This is a genomic window from Rhodococcus sp. 5A-K4, assembly GCF_046097995.1.
GTDB lineage: Bacteria > Actinomycetota > Actinomycetes > Mycobacteriales > Mycobacteriaceae > Rhodococcus_F > Rhodococcus_F erythropolis.
Genome location: NZ_JBJURM010000005.1, coordinates 247,844 through 270,285, shown reverse-complemented (window position 1 = coordinate 270,285; position 22,442 = coordinate 247,844). Strand labels below are relative to the sequence as shown.

Below are 22,442 nucleotides of genomic sequence, written 5' to 3'. Positions count from 1 at the left end.
ATTTTTGTTCGATCTCACGAGAACCGGGGTGATGAACCAGTTCAGGTCACGGTGAGTCGAGGTCATTTTGCCGTGGCCACCCGGTTGCAGTGAGTACAACGGCAGGGACCGACGTCAACGGAGAGATCGGGCCGAGGGCGAGGAGATCTTCGTCTTCGTCGATCTCGGACCAGAATTCTTCAGAAGAAACATCGAGGCCGAGAACGATCCACGGCGGTCCGGCTTCTTGAAAGGCAAAGGAGACGCTGCCGGTTCGCGGAACCGTCGCATCGAACAGGTGGGCTCCGACTGGATATCCCTGTTGCTCGCCCACCAACGTCAGGGTTGTCGGTTCGAAGGACGCCTCGCGCAGCATCTTCTCGACTGTGCGGTCGAAACTCTGCTGGGTGGTGAACTCTTCGTCCGCGTTCGAACCGCTGAACTCGGGGAAATGCGCACAACACAAAACGTGCGAGCCCTCTGAGTTGCAGTAGAGACGAAACACGGGAAATCCACCTGCCACGAAGCGTGACGTTAGCAGAGCGTCGAAATGGAGAAGTTGCTGTTTCGGCAAAGATGGTTGCGTGAATTGTGGAAGGTCGTTCATCCTGGGTGCATGAGCCACGAACACCACAATCACCACGAAAACTCTGAAACCACCGAGAATCCGTACGCCAAGGCGGACGCACAGTTCTGGAACTCGCTGTACGAGGAACGTCCCGCGCGCTGGAGCGGAAATCCCAACCCACAGTTGATTGCCGAAGCCTCCGACCTCGAACCGGGCACTGCACTCGACGTCGGTTGCGGCGAAGGCGCCGACGCTTTGTGGTTGGCACGTCGCGGGTGGAAGGTCACCGGCACCGACATATCGTCGGTTGCGCTCAGCCGCGCCCAGGCTCACGTCGAGGGCGAGGGCGTCGAGATCGAATGGCTGGAAGCCGACCTGACGAAGTGGGATCCGCAGGGGCGCTCGTTCGATCTGGTGTCCGCGCAGTTCTTCCACATGCTCGAACCCGCGCGCGGGGAATTGTTCCGTGCTCTCGGAGATCTGGTCGCGCCCGGCGGGCATTTGCTGATCGTGGGCCACTCGCCCCACGAGTCGCCGACCGAGCACCATCGGGCCATGCTCCATACACCCGAATACGTGGAGTCGCTGTTCACCGATGGTTGGAAGGTGTTGGTCTCGGAGTCGCGGGAACGTGATCTTCCCGCGAACCCCGAGATGCATCACACGACGGATACCGTTGTGCTGCTTCAGCGATTGAGTGCGAGCACCGACAGCAACTCGTAAGCGACGTGAGCCGCTGCGATACCGGTGATCTCGGCGTGGTCGTACGCCGGCGCTACCTCGACGATGTCGGCGCCGACCACGTTGAGTCCCACCAACCCGCGCAGTGTGTTCAACAATTCGCGAGAGGTCATGCCGCCCGCTTCGGGTGTTCCGGTACCCGGAGCGTGGGCGGGATCGAGCACGTCGATGTCGACGGAGACGTACACCGGGCCACCGTCGAGGCGCTTACGCATGCGCTCGACGATGCTGGCGACGCCGTCGACCTCGTAGTCGTCACTGCGGATCACCTGGAAGCCGAGGACGCGGTCGTCTTCGAGGTCTTTCTCGCTGTAGAGCGGTCCACGGATACCGATGTGCTGGGAACGCTCCATGTCGATCAGGCCTTCTTCGCTGGCGCGACGGAAGGGGGTGCCGTGAGTGAAAGGCTGACCGAAGTAGGTGTCCCAGGTGTCGAGGTGAGCGTCGAAGTGCAGGACGGCGATCGGGCCGTGATCGCGGGCCAGTGAGCGCAGGATCGGAAGTGCGATGGTGTGGTCGCCGCCGAGCGTGAGCACGGAGGAACCGTCGGCGCGCAGGTCGGTGACGGCGGACTGAACCGTCGTGAGAGCTTCCTGAATGTCGAAGGGGTTGACGCCGATGTCGCCGAAATCGGCTACCTGCTGGTTGGCGAAGGGCGAGACCTTGAGCGCGGGGTTGTACGGACGCAGCAGCTTCGACGCAGCGCGGATGTGCCCCGGACCGAACCGAGCGCCGGGTCGGTAGCTGACACCCGAATCGAAGGGGATGCCGAGGATTGTCACGTCGGCGCGCGAGACCTCATCGAGGCGCGGCAGACGCGCAAAAGTGGTCGGCTCGGCGTAGCGGGGGACGCGCGTGGCGTCGACGGGTCCGATGAACGATCCGGGGTTGTTGGTAGCCATGTGCAGAGGTCCCTGCTCTCGATTCGGCGCACACCGGGCGCCCTTCAGTGATGTAGCTCTCTGAGCAAGTATGGTTTCTTCAAGAGGCTCGGTTGTCAACCCCTGTTTCCTGAAAGGGACACGGCGGTCGTGAAGGAGTGGGTTCAGTGGCCAAGGCGAAGGAAGCGGTCGAGCCGGTCGGACCGCGCATCGGGGCGAGGCTCAAGGCGGCACGTCAATCGAAGCGGTTGACCCTCGACGACCTGGCCGAGGCCTGTGGTGTGACCAAGGGGTATCTTTCGAAACTCGAGCGCGATCACGTCAACGCGTCGGTGGCGACCCTGATCAAGGTGTGCGCGGTGCTCGAGATCCCCGTCGGATCCCTGTTCGAGAATGCGTCCGCCGGTGAAGTAGTCCGCGCCGACGCCATGCCGCAAATCAGCTTCGGTGGCGAAAAGATGACGGAGTACCTGCTCACGCCTACCAACGAGCGTCGAATTCAGGTGCTGCTCGGCGAGCTGGAACCAGGCGGCGGAAGTGGTCAGGAGTTCTACAGTCTGCCGATCGACGTGAACTTCGTGCACGTGCTGGAGGGCGGCTTGCGGGTCTCGTTCGAGGGCGGTCGGACGGATCCGAACGGTGAGGCCGTCGATGCCGAGGACGTCGTGCTTGCGGCGGGCGATTCCTTCACATTCACGCCGACGCACAACCATAGTTTTCAGGCCGAAGGCTCGGTTCTGGCGAAGGTTCTGTGGGTCTTGAATCCGGCATTGCCGGAAGGGCCACGCGCGTCGCCTTCGTGAGACCCGAATCTGTGAATGTTGATTCTTAGGAAACAAGAGTTGACATGATTGGCGGCACCCGTCACGCTGGTAGTTGTCCCCGTCACACACACCGTCGAAAATTGGCGTCACGGAACTCCTGAAGGAGCGCACCATGCATGTCGATTCAGTTCGAGTTGGCCTGTTCCAAGGTCCGCTCACCACCCCGGACACCTTTGCGTCGGTGGAGTTCAACCTCGCTGCAATCGACACCGCTGCCCGCGAGGCTGCGGCATCCGGTGCGAAGATCCTGCTGACGCCGGAGATGTCCGCAACCGGCTACGACATCGGCGAACTGGTGTCGCTGCGCGCGGAACCGGCCGACGGCCCTATCTTCGATTCCGTCGCCGAGATTGCTCGAAGTGCAGGCATCGCCGTCGTCTACGGCTACCCCGAACTCGACGGGGGAGACGTCTACAACAGCGTGCAGGTGGTGGACCGCGATGGCACTTCGCTTGCGCACTACCGCAAGACGCACCTGTTCGGCACGCTCGACCGCGAACATTTCCGGCCAGGTGAGACCCTGGTGGTCGGGTTCGATTTCGAGGGCATCCGCTGCGGATTGTTGATCTGCTACGACGTGGAATTTCCGGAAGCGGTTCGGGCCCATGCCGACGCCGGTACCGAATGGCTCATCGTGCCGACGGGGTTGATGACTCCGTACGAACACATTGCGCAGCAAGTGGTTCCGGCCCGCGCATACGAGAGTCAGATGTTTGTCACCTACGTCAACCGCTGCGGCGCCGAAACCGAGCTGACCTACTGCGGTCTCTCGTGCGCCATCGCACCCGACGGTGCCGAGTTGGCGCGGGCCGGGGGCGGCCAGGAATTACTCTTCGCGGATATCGCCGCCGCCACCGTCTCGCAATCGCGCACCCTCAACACGCATCTCGACGATCGACGCCTCGATCTGTATCCAGACCTTTCTGTCACGACTGTCTCCAAGGAGAACCGTAGATGACCATCCCAGTAGCTCCGGACAGTTCCTCGGAACCCGGCAAGCAGCCGCCCCTCACGATGTTCGGACCGGATTTTCCGTTCCCGTACGACGACTACGTTTCCAGTCCGGCGGGACTCGGCTCGGTGCCCGATCTGGCACTGGGTACAGAAGTTGCCGTGATCGGTGGTGGACTCTCCGGCATGATCGCGGCCTACGAGTTGCTCAAGGTCGGTCTCAAACCGATTGTCTACGAAGCTGATCAGATCGGTGGCCGGATGCGGTCGGTCGAGTTCGACGGGCACCCCGGGGTTGTCGCCGAGATGGGCGCAATGCGTTTCCCACCGTCGTCGACGACGTTGTTCCACTACCTGAACGAACTGGGTCTGCAGACCGAGGAGTTCCCGAATCCCCTTGCCGAGGTCACGCCGAGCACGGTCATCGATCTCAAGGGTGAGAGCCACTACGCGCACACTCTCGAGGATCTGCCTCCGATCTACACCGAGGTGGCGCAGGCCTGGCAGCGCACTCTCGAAGAGCACGCCGATCTGATTCCGTTGCAGCAGGCCATTCGTGACCGCGACACCGCAGAGATCAAGCGGATCTGGAACGACCTCGTGGTGCGCTACGACGACCAGACGTTCTACGGATTCCTCGCCGCGTCGAAGCACTTCAAGTCCTTCCATATGCGGGAAGTGTTCGGGCAGGTCGGATTCGGTACGGGTGGTTGGGATACCGACTACCCCAACTCGATCCTCGAAATCCTTCGTGTGGTCATCACGGCCGCCGACGACGACCACCGCGGCATCGTGGGTGGATCGCAGCAACTGCCGATGCGGTTGTGGAACCGCGCCCCGGAGCACATGGCGCATTGGCCTGCCGGTACGACGGTCGCTTCGCTCAACGACGGCGAGACGCGTCCCCGCGTCACCGAACTCCGGCGTACCGAGCCCGGCAACATCACGGTGACGGACTCCGAAGGTTTCATTCGCACGTATGCGAGTGCCGTTGTAACAGTGCAGAGTTGGATGCTGCTGAACAACATCAGGTGTGACGACGATCTGTTCCCGATCGACCACTGGACTGCGATCGAGCGAACTCACTACATGGGTTCGACCAAGGTGTTCGTTCTCGTCGACCGCCCGTTCTGGAAGGACAAGGACCCCGTGACCGGCCGTGATTCGGTGTCGATGACACTGACCGACCGTATGAGTCGCGGCACCTACCTGCTCGATCAGGGCGAGGGCAAGCCAGGCCTGATCTGCTTGTCGTACACCTGGTCGGACGATTCGCTGAAGCTGCTGGCGCTCGACGCCACCGAGCGCATGAACATCATGCTGCGTTCGCTCGAAGAGATCTACCCAGGCGTGGACTTCCGCAGCCACATCATCTCGAGCCCGGTGACGCTGTCGTGGGAAACCGAGCGAGACTTCATGGGTGCATTCAAGGCGAACCTTCCGGGGCACTACCGGTACCAGGAGCGCCTGTTCTCTCACTTCGTGCAGAATGATCTCGAACCGCGTCATCGGGGAATCTTCCTCGCCGGAGACGACGTGTCGTGGACTGCCGGCTGGGCCGAGGGCGCGATCCAGACCGCGATCAACGCGGTATGGGGCGTCGTCAACCATCTCGGCGGCGCTGCACCTACCGAGAATCCCGGACCCGGCGACGTGTTCGAGGAGCTCGCTCCGATCAGGTTGGGCGACTGAGCTCACCGCAACTGCCGAAATGTCGTGCCCGATAGGGGTTGGTACTCCTATCGGGCACGACCGCTTTCCGGTGATCCACGCAACACTGGAAAGTGTTCGGATCCAATAATTTCCAGGAGGGTGTTCAATGGCGAGCACATCATCGGCGACCAAGACCGCAGCTGCAGAATCGAGACCCGCGGGCGGTGATCGATCCGGTGACCCGGCGCTCGAACTGGTCGCCGAATTGGCAGCAGCGGGCCAGCGACTCGTCTTCCGTCAGGGCGACGACTTGAACAGCGACGACTTGAACAGCGATGCCCTGAACAGTGACGATCTGACCTGTGTGGTGCTGTGGCCGTCCGGAGAGCCCTCCCTCTCCGATCTGTGCGAGAACTTCGAGTCCCTCGGACTCCGAGTTTCGACGCACCGCCCGCTTCCGACCGTTCTGGGTTCGGCACACTACTTCACCTTCGAGCCGAGCACCTTCGACGGCAGTGCGCTGGAGAAGATGGCGGACGCCTTCGAAGCCGTCATCGCCGGACAGACCCGGATGGACGCATTCTCCAGTCTGATCGGACGAGCAGACATCACGTGGCGCGACGCAGAGTTGCTGCGCGCTGCGTGCCGTTTCCTCGCTCAGGCTCGTATCGGGTTGTCCGAGAGCTACATCGTCGGAGTATTGGCAGCGAAGCCGCTCTTCGTACGGCAGGCAATCGAACTCTTCACCGCGCGTTTCGATCCCGCAGTAGCAGGTTCGCGTGAGACGGCCGTGGCCACCGCGGCGGCGGCCATCGACGAATCAGTCGACGGTGCAGACACTCTCGACGAGGATCGCGTCTTGCGCGGTGTGCGTTCATTCTTGCAGGCGACTCTGCGCACCAACTGGTACCTGCGCGGTGAGGCCGGCGAGCCGCTGCCGTACGCGTCGTTCAAGATCGACTCGCAGTTGCTCTCCACCCCGCAGAAGACAGTTCCTTTCCGCGAGATCTACGTCAGCGCACCCAATGTCGAAGGCGTGCATTTGCGTAGCTCCTCCGTCGCCCGTGGTGGCCTGCGTTGGTCGGATCGATACGAGGACTTCCGCACCGAGGCTCTGAGTCTGATGAAGACCCAGAGCGTGAAAAATTCGCCGATCGTTCCCTCGGGAGCCAAGGGTGCGTTCGTGGTTCGGGGCACGTCGTCACCGACCCCGTCGCAGGTGCAGGAGTCGTACAGCACCTTTATCCGCGGCTTGCTGGACGTGGTGGACAACATCGTCGACGGCGCAGCGGTGCACCCGGCAGAAGTAATCGAGTACGACGGTGAAGACTCCTACCTCGTCGTGGCGGCGGACAAGGGGACCGCACGGTTCTCCGACGTCGCGAACGGCATCGCCGTCGAACGTGGTTTCTGGCTCGGCGACGCTTTTGCTTCCGGCGGTTCGGCCGGCTACGACCACAAGGCGATGGGCATCACCGCTCGCGGCGCCTGGGTAGCGGTTCGACGCCACTTCGCCGAGCGTGACCTCGACGTCGACACCGATCCGTTCACCGTCGCGGGCATCGGTGACATGTCCGGCGATGTGTTCGGTAACGGAATGTTGCTCTCGCACAAGATCCGTTTGGTCGCGGCATTCGATCACCGCCACATCTTCATCGACCCGAACCCCGACACCGAGACGACGTTTGCCGAACGCGCTCGTCTCTTCACCGTGCCGCGCTCGTCCTGGGACGACTTCGACCGCACCGTGATGTCGCCTGGCGGTGGCGTCTGGCCACGTAGCGCGAAGTCGATCCGTCTTCCGCTCGAAGCGCGTCAGGTTCTCGGTATCACCGAGGAGAAGCTGACTCCGCAGGAACTGATCCGAGCGATCCTGTGCGCTCCGGTGGACCTGTTGTGGAATGGCGGCGTAGGTACCTACGTGAAGGCGTCGACCGAAAGCAACGTCGACGCGGCCGATCCGTCCAACGACGCAGTTCGCGTCAGCGCTGACGAGTTGCGTGCAACCGTGGTGGGTGAGGGCGGCAACCTGGGTTTCACCCAGCGTGCCCGCATCGAATATGCCGCTGGCGGAGGACGAATCAACGCCGACTTCATCGACAACGCGGCCGGCGTGGCTACCTCGGACCGTGAGGTCAACATCAAGATCGCACTCGCAGAGTTGGACGCGACCTCGCGCAATGAACTACTTGCGGCGGCCCAGGACGAGGTAGCCGCATCGGTACTCGAGGCCAGCGAAGATCAGACCCTCGCGATCAGCCTGGCCGAGCACCGCGCTCCCGCCCTACTCGATCAGCACGAACGGTTGATCGAGAACCTGGTCTCGGCGGGCGCGATGAAGCGCCTCGAAGAATCATTGCCGGACGCCAAGGCGCTGGCGGTCAGGGCGCGAGCCGGGCAGGGCCTACTCCGTCCGGAACTTGCTGTGCTGGTGGCGCAGTCGAAGAACGTGCTGACGGCGGAATTGGGGGCGTCGACCGTCCCGGACAATCAGATCTTCGCCGATCGTCTCCCGCAGTACTTCCCGCTCTCCGTCGTCGAGGCAGCACCGGACGCGGTCCGCGCACATCGGTTGGGCCGCGACATCATCATCACCTCGGTGGTCGACGAACTGGTCAACCGCGTCGGCCCCGGCGTGCTGTTCCGGCTGGAGGAACACCTCGGAGTCCACAGTCCGGAAGCGGCTCTGGCCTACGCAGTGGTCAGCGAAGTGCTCGGCACCGAGGAACTTCGGCGCGAGATCTTGAACTCGGAGCTTCGCGCCACCGAGCAGTTGCAGGCTCTCGATCGCTTGCAGCAGTTGTTGGAATCCGAGATGAGCTGGGTGTTGCGTCGTCCGGGAGCAGCCGGCCGGTTCACCGTGAACCCGCGAGCCGACATCGATCGATGGGCCGCGCCGGTGCGGGCTCTCACCGAAGGGCTGTCGGCCAGCGACCGCATCGAGGCGTCTTTCGGGGCGCTCGCCCTGGCTGACATTGCGTTGCAGGAGAATACGACGGTTCAGGCCGCGGCTGCGATCTACCGGGAACTCTCCGACACCCTCGATCTGGGCGACGTTCTCGGGGGCGTCGACGTTGCCGTCGGTGCCTCGCATTGGGAGGTCATGGGCAGCGCTGCCGTCCACGCCAGGTTGACGGCGCGTTTCGCGGACCTCGTGTCCGGAGCGCTCGGAGAAGGTATTCCGGAGGTCGTCGAGTTGTGGACCGCCGCCAATCCGCAAGCGGTGCGCCGGTTCACGGCTTTGATGTCGAGCGTGAGCCGCAGTGGAGCGCTGGACACCGCCCGTCTCTGCACGGTCGACGCCGAACTCGAACTACTCGTTCGCGGTGCGTCCGGTATCGCTTCGGTGCACGCCGCGGAGCGTTCAGCGACCCTCCCAGGCGAGTAGCGATAGCAGCAGTTCGGCTCTGACTCTGGCCTGTCCGAGGTCGCATTGCAGCAGTTCCTCGATGCGTGCGATGCGACCTCGGAGGGTGTGCCGATGAACACCGAGTTCGGCTGCGGCCGATTCCCATTGGCCGTTTGCCTCGAGATAGGCGCGCAATGACGCGACCAGTGCGGTCCCGTGTGCCTGGTCGTGTTCGGTCAGCACCGGGATGGTGTCCGCTGCCATTGCGATCAGTGCCTCACGGGCAGGCTCGGATGCCAGAATCGTCGAACCACTCAGAGCGTCGAACTCGAGAATGCGGGCAGTGGCCGTCGTGAGATTGGCCGCGGCGCGGGCCTGGACGAGTGCGCGCGGTGCGTCCAGAAGACGGTGAGGGGTGCTGATTCCGGCCCGCACCGTCTTCGCCTCGGTGGGGGAGAGCTGCGCCAGTAGTGTTTTGGCAGTGTCGATTGTGTCGGTTCCGCGAAGGAGGACGGTCAGCGAACCGTCCTCGGATTGCGCGAACAACGGCCGGCCTGCTCGCGCGAGAGCGTTGTCGAGTTCGCGAAGAACAGGGCCGAGTCCGGATCCGCGAACGTGGACGACACGGACGTTGCCGTGCGTATCGCTCGCTTCGTCCAAGTACGACGGCACACCGTCCTCGGGGATTCGGCCGTCGAGTAAGAGCCCGAAAGCCATGGCGTTGAGTCGAGTTCGCTCGGCCCGTAGTCGAACCGGTTTCTCGAGTTCGAGAGTGAGCAGCGAGACCGCATGCCCGAGCAACACTCTGTCGATATTGCTCAGGGGCCCGGCGCCCGCCATGGCGAGGTAGCCGTGCCAGCTGTCGGTGACGCCGACGGGGGACAGTGTCAGCGTCCGTTCGGGTGTGCTCTGCGAGATCGACGCCGGAGCGTTGGGATCGCGGGTGGTCGCCGCGACCGCGCGAACCTCGGTGATCAACGACTTCTGGTTTGCCGGATGCACCGCGGTGATCCGATCTCCGACAAACGCCACCGAAGTTTTTGTGGCCGTGGCCAGTTCACGCACGATGGCAGACACGCCTCCGCGCAGCGCAACGCGGGTGATGCGTGTCTGTACTTCTGCCGCGCGGAGTACCGATTCGTATTCCTGCTGGCTCAGACGGGTCATCACCGCGCGCGTGACCGCCGCGAACGGGGTCGTGAACGGCACTTCCAGCAGGGGGAGCCCGCGACTGCGGGCGGCGGCAATCAGGTCTGCGGGCACACTCTCGTGGGAAAGGCCGGTCCCGAAACCCAGAGCCGATACTTCTGCGGCGGCCAGACGGTCGATGTACTCGCTGTAGTCGGTGGCGTCCGCGCCCACCAGTGCCAGCCCGGTGGTGAGCACCAATTCGCCGCCGGAAAGCCACGGGGTGGGGTCCGTCAGCTCTGTGGCCTGCGCAAACGTGACGGGGTGGGTGGCAGCTGCTCGGTCGGTGAGCAGAGCCAGCGAGAGGTGTTTCTGGCGCAAGAGCCACGAGATCGGAACCGTCACCTGATCAAGGCTAGCTGTCGTTGCCGATATGGAGTAGCCCTGGAGCTTCGGGTATCCATTTCGGCAGTGCTTGCGATGCTTCGCGCGTCGCATACTCGAATGCAATACACAACCGAGAGGGTGGTCACATGAGTGCAATCGAATACCGGCTTCCGCAGGAGCGTCGCATCGTCACGGAGTTCCCGGGCCCGCGCTCGGCTGCGCTCGCCGAACGCCGTAAGAAGGTCGTCGGCGCCGGCGTCGCATCCACCCTCCCGGTCTACGTCGCCGACGCAGACGGCGGAGTCATCGTCGACGTCGACGGCAACTCGCTGATCGACCTCGGTGCCGGTATCGCGGTGACCAGCGTCGGTGCTTCCAACCCGGCCGTCGTGTCCGCAGTTCAGGATCAGGTCGCGCACTTCACCCACACCTGTTTCATGGTCGCTCCGTACGAGGGCTACGTCGAGGTCGCCGAGCGTCTCGCCGAGCTCACCCCCGGTGACCACGAGAAGCGTTCCGTGCTGTTCAACTCCGGCGCAGAAGCCGTCGAGAACGCCGTCAAGATCGCCCGTCACGCAACCGGTCGCGACGCAGTCGTCGTCTTCGACCACGCGTACCACGGCCGCACCAACCTCACGATGGCACTGACATCGAAGTCCATGCCGTACAAGAGCGGCTTCGGTCCGTTCGCCCCCGAGGTCTACCGCGTCCCGATGTCCTACCCGTACCGCGAGGGCCTCAACGTCGACGGCTCCAAGATCACGGGTGAGCAGGCCGCACAGCGCGCCATCACGATGATCGAGAAGCAGGTCGGTGCTGCCAACACGGCCGCCATCCTCATCGAGCCCATTCAGGGCGAGGGCGGATTCATCGTTCCCGCAGAAGGATTCCTCCCGACGCTCGTCGCGTGGGCCAAGGAGAACGGCGTCGTCTTCATCGCCGACGAGGTTCAGGCAGGCTTCGCTCGTACCGGCGCCTGGTTCGCCAGCGATCACGAGGGCATCGTCCCCGACCTGGTCACTCTCGCCAAGGGCATCGCAGGCGGCATGCCGCTCGCCGCTGTCACGGGCCGCGCCGAGCTCATCGACGCCGTCCACCCCGGCGGCCTCGGTGGCACCTACGGCGGTAACCCCGTCGCCTGCGCCGCTGCATTGGCGTCCATCGACCAGATGCGCGAGCTCGACCTCTGTGGCCGCGCACGCACCATCGAGTCGACCGTCGTCGGCCGAATGAACGCACTGGCAAAGGAACTCGACGTCATCGGTGACGTTCGCGGTCGCGGCGCCATGCTCGCCATCGAGCTGGTCAAGCCCGGTGGGCAGGAGCCGGACGCCGATATCACCAAGAAGATCGCCGCCGAATGCCTCGCTGCCGGCGTCGTGATCCTCACCTGCGGTACCTACGGCAACGTCATCCGTCTGCTCCCGCCGCTGGTCATCTCCGAAGAGCTGCTCGACGACGCGTTGACCGTCCTCGAGACCGCTATTCGCACTGCAGCACAGGGGAACTGACATGTCCAACGTCTCGGATCTTCTCGACTCGGTACCCAAGGGTCTCTGGCTCGGCGGCAAGCTCGTCCCGGCCGAGAAGACCTTTGCGGTCTACAACCCGGCAACGGGTGAGGAACTCGCCCAGGTAGCCGACGCCACCGCTGCCGACGGTATCCGTGCGCTCGACCTCGCCGCTGCGGCGCAGGAAGACTGGGCGACCACGCCGGCACGTGTACGCGGCGAGATCCTGCGCACCGCCTTCGAATTGCTGCACGCCCGCGCCGAGGACTTCGCGCTGATGATGACCCTGGAAATGGGTAAGTCGTTGGCAGAGAGCCGCGGTGAGGTCAACTACGGCGGCGAATTCCTGCGCTGGTTCAGCGAGGAAGCAGTACGCATCGGCGGACGTTTCACGCAGGCTCCGGCCGGCAACGGTCGCATCCTGGTCACCAAGGAAGCCGTCGGACCGGTCCTTGCGATCACCCCGTGGAACTTCCCGCTCGCCATGGGCACACGCAAGATCGGACCGGCGCTGGCTGCCGGTTGCACCATCATCGTCAAGCCCGCCGAGGACACGCCGCTGACCATGCAGCTCCTCGGTCAGGTGTTCGCCGATGCCGGTCTGCCCGACGGTGTGCTCTCGATCCTCCCGACGTCCGACGCGGCCTCCATCAGTGGACCGCTGATGGAAGATGCGCGTCTGCGCAAGGTCACCTTCACCGGCTCCACTGGCGTCGGAAAGTTGTTGGTGCGCAACGCTGCTGACAAGCTGCTCCGTACGTCGATGGAACTCGGTGGCAATGCACCGTTCATCGTCTTCGACGACGCCGACATCGACGCAGCTGTCGACGGCGCAATGCTCGCGAAGATGCGTAACGGCGGCGAGGCCTGCACCGCGGCCAACCGCATCTACGTCGCCAACTCGGTGCGCGAGGAGTTCACCGACAAGTTCACCGCCAAGGTTGCGGCCTTGAAGGTGGGCGCCGGTGACGCCGAGGGCACCAACATCGGCCCGCTGATCAACACCAAGCAGCTCGCAACCGTCACCGGACTCGTCGACGACGCCGTGTCCAAGGGCGCTCGCGTTCGCACCGGTGGATCGGCGCCCGAAGGAGCTGGCTTCTTCTTCACCCCGACCGTTCTGGATCAGGTGCCCGCCGATGCGCGCCTGCTGAAGGAAGAGATCTTCGGACCCGTTGCGGCAGTGGTCGGTTTCGACACCGAAGACGAAGCGATCGCGGCTGCGAACAACACCGAGTACGGCCTCGTGGCGTACTTCTACACCCGCGACATCGACCGGGCGATGCGCGTCTCGGCCAAGCTGGACACCGGCATGGTCGGCGTCAATCGGGGCGCGATCTCCGATGCTGCGGCGCCGTTCGGTGGCGTGAAGGAATCGGGCTTCGGCCGTGAAGGCGGAACCGAGGGTATCGACGAGTATCTCGATACCAAGTACGTAGCGCTGTAACTTGCTGTGCGCCTTTATTAACCGCGGGCGGTTAATAAAGGCGCACAGTTGTCTATTGACCTAACGGAGTGGGGCGGTAGTACTTGCCCTCGTGGTAGAGCAGCGGTGCGGCAGCGGATTCGTCGTCCTCTTCGGCGTGCACCCGCGTGACGAGTCCGATGACCAGCGTGTGGTCGCCGACAGGGATCAACTGGTCGACCTTGACGCGCATCCAGCTGGGGGTGCCGTGCAGAACCGGCTCCCCGGTGTCGAGCACTGCCCACAGTGACTCGTCTGCAAAACGCTGATCGGCGCTACGCGCAAAGCGCTGGGCCAGATGATGCTGATGTTCGCCGAGAAGGTGGATCACCAAGGACTCGGCTGCCTTGAGCGCATTGATGCTCGACGACGTCTCCGCGATGTTGAACGAGACGAGCGGCGGCTCGAGGGAGACGGACGAGAACGAGGTGGCGGTGAAACCCACCGGGCCGGTACCCGAATCGAGGGTCACGACGGTGACACCTGCGGGGTGGCGGCGAAGCGCTGCACGGTAGTCACCGGCGCAGATGCCGGTGGACAACTCGGGCGTCGCTGCTACTTCGGGGACGTCGGGGGTGGTGTGGCTGGAAACGGCATTCGGCTTGTCAGACAACGGGAACTCTCCGGCTGGAACTCGAGGTGTGCGGTGTGGTCGAGGTGACTGCGCTCGGCATACACAGACATGCGTCGGTGCGGCACAGATCTACGTGTCGTCGACGCCAGTGGTTACCGGCCGGGGTCCTGGTTGCAGTGCACATGGTGCGTCCAACTATAGGTGGACGCACGTCTGAGTGGGTTCGGACCGGGTTGGCTGAAGTGCGTCAGTCCATGTCGACGGCGAGGCCGGCCGTGATTCGAAGGAGTTCGGAGTACGTCGTGCGAAAGACCGTGTTCGGGTGCCCGGCAGCAGCCCACAATTCGGGGTACTGCTCGAGGGCGGTATCGATGTAGGTGGGCAGGTTGGTGGGATGCCCGAGCGGAGCGACCCCACCGATCGGCTGGCCCGTTGCCGACTTCGCCATTTCCAGCGGCGCCCGCGTGAGCTTGCCTTCGAGGCGTTCGCCGGTGGCTTTCAGATTGACCTGATGTGCGCCGGAGACCAGCAGCAGGACCGGATCGTCGTCGAGAAGGAACACGAGCGACTTGGTGATCGCGCCTACCTCCACCCCGACGGCCGCCGCTGCCTCGGCCGCGGTGTGCGTGGCTTCGGGCTGCGTGACGATGACGCCGTGGTGACCCCGTGAGATCAGTGTTTCGGCGACGTGCGAGGCGTTGGGGTGGAGGAGGCTCGTCATGAGTTCAGACTAGGACTAGTCGGCGTTCGCCACAGCTGGAGTCGGCGTCGTGTCGGTGGACTTTCGGTTGCGACGGATCGTGAAGCCGAACAGCATGACCGCACCGATCAGCGCGTACAGGAAAAGCGTCAGAGCAGGCTGGCCGACGCCGACGTTGTTGAAGTAGACGATGCTCCGCACGCCTTCGGTGCCGGCGCCGGGTGTGATCCATCGGCCGATGGCGGCATAGAACGAGGGAATCACGTTGGAGCCGAATGCGCCTCCCGCACTGGGATTGCCGAGAATCACGAAGACGGCGATAGCCAGCGGGACTGCCAGAACGCCGATGGCAGCGCGCAATCCGAGTGTGAACATGGCGGTGCCGAACACCACGGCTGTTCCCAGGATCCAGAGTGGGAACCAGTGGCCCGCGAAAGTTCCGAGCACGTGTGAGGTGATGAGTGCGCCGAGGGCTCCCGAGATGATCGAGTAGATCGCGATCACGCCCGTGTGTGCGCTTGCCTGGCGGAGGGTCTTCGGCGCACCGATGAACAGTCCGATGGCTGCCGCAAGGAGATAGCCGCCGACGACCCAGCCGACCGAGAGGTAGAAGCCGGAGAGTCCGCGGTTGTCGTGTGCTCCGACGGGGATCTCGTCGCGGACGACGAACTGTCGGTCCTGCGTCGCCTCGACCTTCGTGAACACCGCTTCGAGTGATGTCGCGATGGAGCTGCCTCCCGCGCTCGCGGTGATCAGGGTGTCCGGTCCGGCCGGGTTGATGACAAACGCGCCCTGGATCTCGCGGTCGTTGATCATGCGGCGAGCGGTCGCCGTGCTGTCGACCACCTGAGCGTCGAGCGGGCTGCCGTCGATGGCGTTGAGTTTGTCGGCGATCTGCTGATCCATGCCGTCCGGTGTGCCCTGATCGGCGATGACCGCGATTTCGATGTCTCGCGGAGTCGGCTGATGGAAGGCGGCGACGTAGCTGAGGATGAAGCCCATCTGCAGCAGGAGCACGCCGACGAACAGCGCGGCCATCACCTTGGGTGCGCCGTATTTCACCAGCAGATTGTCGTGGTGGTGTTCGTCGTGGGTGGAGCTGTTGTCTGGTGCGGCGTGTGCCGGATGCGTAGTGGTCACGAAAGAGTCCTGATCTTGTCGAAAGTAAAGAGCTTGTCAATACCCGAGGTATTGAATACTCTAGGTATCGTGACTGAATCTCGTCAACCGGACTGGACGCCGGTAACCCGCCCCGGACGTGACGTGGTGCGGCAAAGACTGCTCGACGCTGCGGCGGAAGAGTTTGCGGAGCGCGGATTCAGTGCTGCACGTCTCACTGAAGTTGCTCGCCGAGCGGGCTTCACCAAGGGGGCTGTCTACTCCAACTTCGAGTCGAAACAGGATCTGTTCGCCGAACTGTTCGCGCAACGGTCTCTCGAACTGGCCGGCCGTGTGCTTGCCGAGATCGCCGGGATGAACCCGGCCGACGCGGCAGGCAAAGGTGGCGAGGCCATTGCAACGTGGATGGTCGACGACCCGGGGTGGTCACTGCTCGTCCTCGAATTCGGAGTGCTCGCCGGACGTGATCCGCAGATCGCTCAGGCGTACTTACGTGAGCGTCGCCACTTGCGCAGTCAACTCGTGGAGTTGATCGGCGAACGTGCCCGTGAATGGGGAGTGGACGATTCCTTCGATGTGCGGACCACTGCAATCTCGTTGATGGCCTTGATATCCGGGCTCGTTCTCGAGCACTCGGTGGATCCGGAAGAAGTTGATCAGAGCGTCATGGGTGCCGCCGTGACGGCACTCTTCGCCGGCGCCGTCGCACGGGCAGGATTGCCCGCCGTCTGAGTTGCTCGGTTGACAGGCAACAGATTTGAGAACTACCCTCTGGGTGCAGTACCTCGTTAGGTGAGGCTTCTGCACGAACACAGGCCACTGATCTCACGACGTCGAGAGACGCCCAAGGTTAGGACAGATCTCCCCGGCTTAAGGGGTGATCCAAAGTGGCTTCCCGGTCTTGATCGGGACACGTCGTGCAGTGCCAAAACTCGGACGTGGAGGTGTTTTCGCAGCTTGATGCCGGTTTCTTCCGGCGAAGGCGAGAGTACGTCGATATTCGGTTCTCCTGGCGTGTGCTGTGCGCATGTACTTGTGTGGCGTCATAGGACGCCCCGAACTTTCAGGAGGTGACCATCGTGGACGACCCGCCGAGTCGATATTCGACCCATCCTTCTGTTCTTACCGACGGTGCTCACCCCGGCACTTTGCTCGTCAGTCTCTGACCTTCGCACCCTCGGTTTCATCTGCGCGGCTTTGTCGCGTCCGCTGACGACTTCCGTTGTCGTTCAGCGCATTCTGCTGCCCTCATGCACTGGCGCTGTCCCGTGCACGCTGGCAGTCGAGGAGATTCGTCATGTCATTTTCCGTTCTCGCATTGCGGCCACGGCCCACGAGAAACAGTGCACAACAAACACCTTCAACGGTCCTGGCAAAAGAAAGCGCACAGGAATTGGTCGACTACTCGGCCTCGGACACGCGCACCGTTCTCGCAGATCTGACTACGACGGCCAACGGCCTTCGTGACGATCAGATCAACGATCTTCGTCGGCGATACGGGCGCAACGATGTCCGCCACGACCGCCCGGCACCGGCGATCGTGCAGTTCGCGCAAGCTTTCAAGAATCCGTTCATCTTGATCCTGGTGTTCCTCGCCCTGATCATGGTCGGGACCGACGTGGTGTGGGCAGACCCGGAAGACGGTCCCTCCTACGAGGGCATCATCACCCTCGGGCTGATGATCTTTGTCAGTGTGTCCCTGAGGTTCTGGCAGGAATACCGTTCGACTCGGGCTGCCGAGGCACTCAAGGCCATGGTCACGACAACTGTCGCGGCCACCCGCAAGATCAACAACACCGTGGTCACGGCTGAGATTCCGATCGAGCAGCTACTGCCAGGTGATGTAGTCCAGCTTGCCGCAGGCGACATGATCCCGGCCGATGTCCGCATCATCCGGGCCAAGGATCTACAGGTCAATCAGTCAATGCTCAGCGGTGAGTCGATGCCGGCCGAGAAGTCGGCGGAACCGTCGACGGGGATCGACGTCGATCGGCTGCTCGAGGCCGAGAACATCGGGTTCATGGGTACTTCCGTCGTGTCGGGCAGCGGCACCGCCGTCGCGGTGCACACCGGCAAGCGGACTTACTTCGGCGCCATGACAGCACAATTGGCGTCCAAGCGACCCGAAACCAGCTTCGACGTCGGGGTGCGCAGTGTCAGCTACCTGCTGATCAAGTTCATGCTGATCATGGTTCCCGCGGTGTTCATCATCAACGGACTGACCAAGGACTGGAGCCAAGCACTACTCTTCGGCGTCGCCACCGCAGTGGGGTTGACCCCCGAAATGTTGCCGCTCATCGTGACTGCGAACCTGGCCAAGGGTGCGCTCCACATGTCGCGCAAGAAGGTGATCGTCAAGCAGATCAACGCGATTCAGAACTTCGGCGCCATGGACGTTCTGTGCACGGACAAGACCGGAACTCTCACCGAGGACCGCATCGTTCTCGGTGAGCATCTCGATACTGCCGGACGCAAGTCCGAGGACGTATTGCGGCTAGCGGCAGTCAATTCCGTGAATCAGACCGGATTGCGCAGTCTTCTCGACGACGCGGTGATCGAGGCCGCCGGTCCCGAAGTGGTCGAGGAGATCTCGCGTCGGCACGGGTTGGTGGACGAGATTCCCTTCGACTTCAAGCGCCGTCGACTCTCCGTGGTGGTCGACCACGGCGACGCCGATCTGATCGTCACCAAAGGTGCAGTGGAAGAGCTCCTTTCGGTCTGTGAATCGGTGGAACTGGACGGGGTGACCCACCAATTGACGCCGGGATGGCTGGCCCGAGTCGACCGTCTGGTCGCGGAACTGAACGGTCAGGGCAAGCGAGTGCTTGCGGTGGCAACCAAGACAGTCGTCGAAGAGCAGCGCCGTGAGTACTCGACGGCCGACGAAGAGGGTATGACCCTGGTCGGACTGCTGGCCTTCCTCGACCCGCCGAAGGAATCTGCGGCCGGGGCGATCGAAGCCCTCGCGAGCCACGGAGTCGCGGTCAAGGTAGTGACGGGTGACAACGAACTGGTCGCCGAAACCGTCTGCGGCAAAGTCGGTATCGACGTGGGAACTGTTGTATCCGGCGCCGAGATCGAAGCGTTGAACGACGACGCCCTCGACGAGTTGGTGCAGCGGACAACCGTCTTCGCGAAGACGGATCCGATGCAGAAGGCACGCATTGTCGAATCGCTGCGCCGGGTCGGCCACACGGTTGGTTTCCTTGGTGACGGTGTCAACGACGCACCCGCACTTCGGGCGGCGGACGTCGGCATCTCCGTCGACACAGCGGCGGACATCGCCCGCGAATCCGCGGACATCATCTTGCTGGAGAAGGACCTCGGCGTACTCGAACAAGGAGTCATCGAAGGGCGTCGTACCTTCGGAAACATCCAGAAGTACATCAAGATGACTGCGTCGTCGAACTTCGGGAACGTCTTCTCGGTGCTCGTCGCCAGTGCCTTGCTGCCGTTCATCCCCATGATTCCCGTAGTTCTGTTGTTGCAGAACCTGATCTACGATCTCTCGATGCTCACGATCCCGTGGGACCGCGTCGACGACGACTTCCTCGCGAAGCCCCGCAAGTGGGAGACCAAGAGCCTTCGCCGGTTCATGGTGTTCATCGGCCCGATCAGTTCGATCTTCGACATCTCGACCTTCGCGCTGATGTGGTTCGTGTTCGCTGCCAACTCTCCCGAGCATGCAGCGCTGTTCCAATCGGGTTGGTTCATCGAGTCGTTGATCTCGCAGACGCTGATCGTTCACATGATCCGCACCCGCAAGATCCCGTTCATCCAGTCGCGTGCTTCGCTTCCGGTACTGCTCAGCACGGGCGCCGCCTGCGTCTTCGCGCTGGTGTTCCCGTTCACGTCCTGGGGCCATTCCCTCGGGTTGGTTTCACTGCCGTGGAACTACTTCCCGTGGTTGGTCCTCACTCTCGCGGCTTACTGCGTCGTCACGCAGGTGGCCAAGGGAATGTTCATCCGTCGATTCGCGACTTGGCTCTAGGAGTTCACCGTGGAAATCCACGTCATCCTTGTGCGGATAGCGCTCGGACTCGTCCTCGGCGCTGCCGTCGGGATCGAAAGGCAATGGCGCGCAAGGATGGCGGGTTTGCGAACCAACGCGTTGGTGAGCTTGGGTGCGACGCTCTTCGTCATCATGGGCGCGTACGGGTTTCAGGGGCCGGACGCTGATCCGACGCGCGTCGCAGCGCAGATCGTCTCGGGGATCGGCTTCCTCGGTGCCGGGGTGATCATGAAGCAGGGAGCCTCCGTCACCGGCCTGAACACCGCCGCAACCTTGTGGGCCACGGCCGCCGTCGGCGCGCTGGCGGGCGGCGGAATGTACTGGGTGGCGGTGTTCGGTGCCGGTGCAATCATGTTGGCGAATACGTTGTTGAGGCCGTTGGGCCGGATGATGGATCACCAGCCTGCCCGCACCGGACGCGAGGAACCGCCGGCTGACTACACCTTCGAGGTGACCTGCCACGGTGACGCCGAAGCTCACATCAGAGGGCTTACCGTGCAGTCCATTTCGAGGCCGGAGTTCCAGCTCCGGTCAGTGCAGTCCTTCGACATCCCGGACAGCGACCGCGTACGAGTGGTCGCGGAATTGGCCGCAGCGGAGCGTGACGACGGACTCCTGGAATCCGCCGTCAGCCGGCTGAGCTTGGAACCGTTGGTAACTCACGTTCGCTGGGAGGTGGAGCCGTCGAAGTAGATTCGAGGTCTCGGTCAGCTAGCGTGCATGTTCCTGCGGCGCAAGAGAGTTCCCCGGTGCGATATTCGCGCAGTTCGACGGAGCAGGCTTGCCGGTGAATCGGTCGTCGATCCAGGTGAGCGCACCGGGGAGCCAGAGCATGGCGCCGAGGAAGTGGCTGATGGTGTCGTACTGGTCGTACTGAATCGGCAGGCCGGCGTCGCAATACTTGCGTGCGAGGGTACGGACGTCGCCCGTGATCATGACGCCGTCGCCTGCTCCGACGCCGGGGCCACCGGGTTGGGTGCCCTCGATAGTGCCGTTGGCTGCCTGGGCGATGAACATCGGAATCGTCGGTGTGGCTGCGGTGCCCATGTTGATCTTGTTCACGACATCGACGTACTCGGGAACCGTATTGGGATCGGCGTACTCGGGCTTGACCAGTTCCTGCCAGGTCAGACCGGGGTACTGTGCCAGCACATTGCCGATGGACGCGTCTTCGAGTCGAGCCATGACGTCGCGTCCACGGTCACTGAGATACTTTCCGAAATCGATGTCGTACGAACGCGCAACGCCGACGATTGCCATGCCGACGACGCCGCCCCACCCGATGCTTCCGCTCGCGTAGCGAAGGTTGTTAGCCGGATTGACCAGCACGCCGCCCTGCGCGGCACCGATCAAGTTGTCGTTGATCTCCGGTGCGTACGCGGGAGCGAGGATCGAAGCCCAGTTGGTGGCGATCGCTCCGCCGGAGTACCCCATCAGCGCGATCTCTGCGTCGTCGGTGATTCCGGTTTCCGGGACATCTTTGGCCGCACGCAGAGCGTCGAGCGTCATCATCCCGTATTCGGGTCCGGCAGCGAAGTTTGCATCCGGGCCTTCGGTGTCCGGGACGACGATCGTGTAGCCGAGGGCGAAGAGCGGCCCGAACAAGGCTGCCTCGATGGACGTGAAGGTTCCGCCGACGTTGAAATTACGCCCACTCGGCGTCCAATCTCCGATCGGGGTGTTGCCCGCGATAGCCCGCGACGGACTGTCGTCGGGGTTCAGTGAATCGTAAAAGGATTGGTACGAAACAACTTTGTCCGGTTGAGCGTTGGCCGGGCGCAGGATCGAGGTGACGTTGGCCGACGGCTGACCGAGGGCGTCGGTTGATCGGTAGAGAACCTGCACTGCCTGTATCGGGGTCGGGATGTTGAGAATGGTGTACGGCACGGTGCGAGTCTCGAGGACCGCGCCTGGAGCGTACGACGAGAGAGGCGCCGCGCCCTCGTAGCTGTAGAAACTGTCATCAGGGGACTGGGCAAGAGCCGGCTGCGCGAGTGCTGCCGGTGCACCGACGCCTGTCAGTGCAACCGCGAGTACTCCGACAACTGTGCGAGATAAGACCCTTGACGACATACTCGTCCTCCACATTGGTGTGCCACGCCCCACCCTGAGATCGCGGTGTGACGACCACCATATATTACTCGCGGGTAATGTGGGGATCGGTCAGATCGGGCGCAGGCTCGAGGTCTCGGCGTAGGAAGATTTCGGAGGGCTCGCCTGGGAGTAACAGAACTCCCGCGTCGGTGTATCCCATTGCGCGATAGAAGTTCTGGGCTGATTCGTCGGCGAGTGTGGAGGTGAGGACCTGCGAGTGTCCCGCGCGGCTCATGCGTTTTTCCCAATCTGTGACCAAAGCGCGCCCGATGCCTTGGCCGCGGTTCGAAGACAGGACGGTCAGCATGTTCATGAACGGAATCTCGTCCCAGAACAAGCCCCAGCGCAGCCATCCGATTGGTTTCCCGCTGTCCTCGGCGACGAGTATCCGGCCGCGTTGGATCACTGACGCGAGTTCCTCGGCTGCGATGTGTGAGTCGTGCTCACGTAAGAACGGCAAGTCTGTCTGCGCTGCGACGCGAATGTTCACCACAGAAGTCAGTATC

General features: G+C 63.0%; 18 protein-coding genes and 1 riboswitch. Of the genes, 10 read left to right on the top strand and 8 right to left on the bottom strand.

Annotated elements, in window-relative coordinates:
- Positions 1-46 precede the first annotated feature (46 nt).
- Positions 47-484, bottom strand: coding sequence for a hypothetical protein (locus ACKAMS_RS09520; RefSeq protein WP_408988920.1), 438 nt, complete (start codon positions 482-484; stop codon positions 47-49).
- A 111-nt stretch (positions 485-595) separates the two neighbouring features.
- On the opposite strand from ACKAMS_RS09520, the gene ACKAMS_RS09515 reads away from it, so the two are divergent.
- Positions 596-1,270, top strand: coding sequence for a class I SAM-dependent methyltransferase (locus ACKAMS_RS09515; protein ID WP_408988919.1), 675 nt, complete (start codon positions 596-598; stop codon positions 1,268-1,270).
- On the opposite strand, the gene speB is transcribed toward ACKAMS_RS09515, so the two are convergent.
- Positions 1,234-2,190, bottom strand: a complete 957-nt coding sequence (gene speB, locus ACKAMS_RS09510; RefSeq protein WP_003941134.1) for an agmatinase — start codon at positions 2,188-2,190, stop codon at positions 1,234-1,236. The two genes, ACKAMS_RS09515 and speB, sit on opposite strands and share 37 nt — an antisense overlap.
- A gap of 146 nt (positions 2,191-2,336) precedes the next feature.
- Between speB and ACKAMS_RS09505 the strand changes: the two genes are divergently transcribed.
- The 4 genes from ACKAMS_RS09505 to ACKAMS_RS09490 all read left to right on the top strand — a co-directional run bounded on the left by ACKAMS_RS09505 (position 2,337) and on the right by ACKAMS_RS09490 (position 8,985).
- Positions 2,337-2,972: a helix-turn-helix domain-containing protein gene (locus tag ACKAMS_RS09505; RefSeq protein ID WP_020968310.1), complete on the top strand. Its 636-nt coding sequence runs from the start codon at positions 2,337-2,339 to the stop codon at positions 2,970-2,972.
- Positions 2,973-3,105: 133 nt separating this feature from the next.
- The gene (locus ACKAMS_RS09500; protein ID WP_021342734.1) at positions 3,106-3,951 is read left to right on the top strand and encodes a carbon-nitrogen hydrolase family protein; all 846 of its coding nucleotides are present in this window, start codon (positions 3,106-3,108) and stop codon (positions 3,949-3,951) included.
- Positions 3,948-5,636 carry an NAD(P)/FAD-dependent oxidoreductase gene (locus ACKAMS_RS09495; RefSeq protein ID WP_020906039.1) on the top strand — a complete coding sequence of 563 codons (1,689 nt, stop codon included), beginning with the start codon at positions 3,948-3,950 and terminating at the stop codon, positions 5,634-5,636. The genes ACKAMS_RS09500 and ACKAMS_RS09495 overlap by 4 nt, the downstream gene beginning before the upstream one ends.
- 127 nt (positions 5,637-5,763) lie before the next feature.
- Positions 5,764-8,985, top strand: a complete 3,222-nt coding sequence (locus ACKAMS_RS09490) for an NAD-glutamate dehydrogenase domain-containing protein (protein WP_408988918.1) — start codon at positions 5,764-5,766, stop codon at positions 8,983-8,985.
- Here ACKAMS_RS09490 and ACKAMS_RS09485 read toward each other — a convergent pair.
- Complete coding sequence (locus ACKAMS_RS09485; RefSeq protein WP_019746725.1) at positions 8,962-10,479, bottom strand: PucR family transcriptional regulator; 1,518 nt, start codon at positions 10,477-10,479, stop codon at positions 8,962-8,964. The two genes, ACKAMS_RS09490 and ACKAMS_RS09485, sit on opposite strands and share 24 nt — an antisense overlap.
- Positions 10,480-10,607: 128 nt before the next feature.
- Between ACKAMS_RS09485 and gabT the strand changes: the two genes are divergently transcribed.
- Together gabT and ACKAMS_RS09475 are read left to right on the top strand one after the other, a co-directional pair.
- Positions 10,608-11,972 carry a 4-aminobutyrate--2-oxoglutarate transaminase gene (gene gabT / locus ACKAMS_RS09480; protein WP_007727077.1) on the top strand — a complete coding sequence of 455 codons (1,365 nt, stop codon included), beginning with the start codon at positions 10,608-10,610 and terminating at the stop codon, positions 11,970-11,972.
- A gap of 1 nt (position 11,973) precedes the next feature.
- Entirely contained in the window at positions 11,974-13,419 is a 1,446-nt protein-coding gene (locus tag ACKAMS_RS09475) for an NAD-dependent succinate-semialdehyde dehydrogenase (protein ID WP_408988917.1), read from the top strand.
- 52 nt (positions 13,420-13,471) lie between these two features.
- Here ACKAMS_RS09475 and dszD read toward each other — a convergent pair whose 3' ends face one another.
- The 3 genes from dszD to ACKAMS_RS09460 all read right to left on the bottom strand — a co-directional run bounded on the left by dszD (position 13,472) and on the right by ACKAMS_RS09460 (position 15,851).
- The gene (dszD, locus tag ACKAMS_RS09470) at positions 13,472-14,050 is read right to left on the bottom strand and encodes an NADH:FMN oxidoreductase DszD (RefSeq protein ID WP_142006354.1); all 579 of its coding nucleotides are present in this window, start codon (positions 14,048-14,050) and stop codon (positions 13,472-13,474) included.
- A 208-nt stretch (positions 14,051-14,258) separates the two neighbouring features.
- A complete protein-coding gene (locus ACKAMS_RS09465; protein ID WP_019746727.1) occupies positions 14,259-14,732 on the bottom strand; it encodes a YbaK/EbsC family protein in 474 nt (157 codons plus the stop codon).
- Positions 14,733-14,747: 15 nt separating this feature from the next.
- On the bottom strand, positions 14,748-15,851 hold the full coding sequence (locus ACKAMS_RS09460) for a membrane protein (RefSeq protein ID WP_003941129.1): 1,104 nt from the start codon (positions 15,849-15,851) through the stop codon (positions 14,748-14,750).
- Between the two features lie 126 nt (positions 15,852-15,977).
- On the opposite strand from ACKAMS_RS09460, the gene ACKAMS_RS09455 reads away from it, so the two are divergent.
- The 3 genes from ACKAMS_RS09455 (at position 15,978) to ACKAMS_RS09445 (ending at position 20,535) form a co-directional block, all read left to right on the top strand.
- The gene (locus ACKAMS_RS09455) at positions 15,978-16,562 is read left to right on the top strand and encodes a TetR/AcrR family transcriptional regulator (protein ID WP_029254386.1); all 585 of its coding nucleotides are present in this window, start codon (positions 15,978-15,980) and stop codon (positions 16,560-16,562) included.
- 45 nt (positions 16,563-16,607) lie between these two features.
- Positions 16,608-16,781, top strand: a riboswitch (M-box (ykoK) riboswitch).
- Between the two features lie 346 nt (positions 16,782-17,127).
- Positions 17,128-19,821 (top strand): magnesium-translocating P-type ATPase, encoded by a 2,694-nt coding sequence (gene mgtA / locus ACKAMS_RS09450; RefSeq protein WP_142006358.1) that lies wholly within the window; start codon positions 17,128-17,130, stop codon positions 19,819-19,821.
- A 9-nt stretch (positions 19,822-19,830) separates the two neighbouring features.
- Positions 19,831-20,535 (top strand): MgtC/SapB family protein, encoded by a 705-nt coding sequence (locus ACKAMS_RS09445; RefSeq protein WP_003941187.1) that lies wholly within the window; start codon positions 19,831-19,833, stop codon positions 20,533-20,535.
- An 18-nt stretch (positions 20,536-20,553) separates the two neighbouring features.
- Here ACKAMS_RS09445 and ACKAMS_RS09440 read toward each other — a convergent pair whose 3' ends face one another.
- Both ACKAMS_RS09440 and ACKAMS_RS09435 read right to left on the bottom strand, forming a co-directional pair.
- Positions 20,554-21,915 carry a lipase family protein gene (locus tag ACKAMS_RS09440; protein WP_041814613.1) on the bottom strand — a complete coding sequence of 454 codons (1,362 nt, stop codon included), beginning with the start codon at positions 21,913-21,915 and terminating at the stop codon, positions 20,554-20,556.
- Positions 21,916-21,979: 64 nt separating this feature from the next.
- Positions 21,980-22,429 (bottom strand): GNAT family N-acetyltransferase, encoded by a 450-nt coding sequence (locus ACKAMS_RS09435; protein ID WP_019746731.1) that lies wholly within the window; start codon positions 22,427-22,429, stop codon positions 21,980-21,982.
- Between the last annotated feature and the right edge of the window lie 13 nt (positions 22,430-22,442).

Bases quoted from the DNA above. Each gene is read 5' to 3' on its own strand.
- ACKAMS_RS09500 (WP_021342734.1), top strand. From the start codon at position 3,106: ATGCATGTCGATTCAGTTCGAGTTGGCCTGTTCCAAGGTCCGCTCACC.
- ACKAMS_RS09465 (WP_019746727.1), bottom strand. From the start codon at position 14,732: ATGACGAGCCTCCTCCACCCCAACGCCTCGCACGTCGCCGAAACACTG.
- ACKAMS_RS09515 (WP_408988919.1), top strand. From the start codon at position 596: ATGAGCCACGAACACCACAATCACCACGAAAACTCTGAAACCACCGAG.
- ACKAMS_RS09440 (WP_041814613.1), bottom strand. From the start codon at position 21,915: ATGTCGTCAAGGGTCTTATCTCGCACAGTTGTCGGAGTACTCGCGGTT.
- ACKAMS_RS09490 (WP_408988918.1), top strand. From the start codon at position 5,764: ATGGCGAGCACATCATCGGCGACCAAGACCGCAGCTGCAGAATCGAGA.
- speB (WP_003941134.1), bottom strand. From the start codon at position 2,190: ATGGCTACCAACAACCCCGGATCGTTCATCGGACCCGTCGACGCCACG.
- ACKAMS_RS09475 (WP_408988917.1), top strand. From the start codon at position 11,974: ATGTCCAACGTCTCGGATCTTCTCGACTCGGTACCCAAGGGTCTCTGG.
- ACKAMS_RS09495 (WP_020906039.1), top strand. From the start codon at position 3,948: ATGACCATCCCAGTAGCTCCGGACAGTTCCTCGGAACCCGGCAAGCAG.
- gabT (WP_007727077.1), top strand. From the start codon at position 10,608: ATGAGTGCAATCGAATACCGGCTTCCGCAGGAGCGTCGCATCGTCACG.
- mgtA (WP_142006358.1), top strand. From the start codon at position 17,128: ATGTCATTTTCCGTTCTCGCATTGCGGCCACGGCCCACGAGAAACAGT.